The following is a 520-nucleotide window of genomic DNA, read 5'->3' on the forward strand; positions in this document are numbered from 1 at the left end:
CCCTTAACAAAGTCGCGTCATTACTGGGTCGTTTATATACCGATGGCAACACGATTATTGCATTAGATAGCGCCAGCCGTAAAAACAAAGGACTGACCAGTGAAATAGCCCGCGCACTCGGAGCCGAACCGATTGACGCTTTTGAATCCAATGCCGATAAACATCTCTATTTTATCCCTGACCAGGACAAAACGAGCAGAATACAATCCTCCACTAATCATTTTACTAACTTTTATGCCTTAAATAAGGATGTCATCATTCAGGCAGGTAATAACCCAACAAAAGAAGCGATAACAAACAAAACTCGTGATGTTTTAATCGAAAAAGGATTGCTGTCTGAAAATAAGATGAGGGTGACCACCAAAAAATCGATATTTTTAGATGCAGCCAACCACAATCAGCGTAATACCTATAACATCGGCATGATACTTGAGCGCAACACAGAAAATGAACGGCAGCAATATCAGATAACACGCATTAGCAAACAAAAAGCGTGTTGCTTAATAGTGAAATAAGGGTG

1 protein-coding gene is annotated in these 520 nt (G+C 40.4%); it reads left to right on the top strand.

Annotated features, from left to right (window positions below; translation table 11 throughout):
• The coding region (locus tag CBG25_RS13505) for a hypothetical protein (RefSeq protein WP_290607258.1) at positions 1–515 on the top strand (515 nt) is incomplete at its 5' end.
• Between the last annotated feature and the right edge of the window lie 5 nt (positions 516–520).

The sequence above is a fragment of the Arsenophonus sp. ENCA genome (genome assembly GCF_002287155.1).
Lineage (GTDB): Bacteria > Pseudomonadota > Gammaproteobacteria > Enterobacterales > Enterobacteriaceae > Arsenophonus > Arsenophonus nilaparvatae.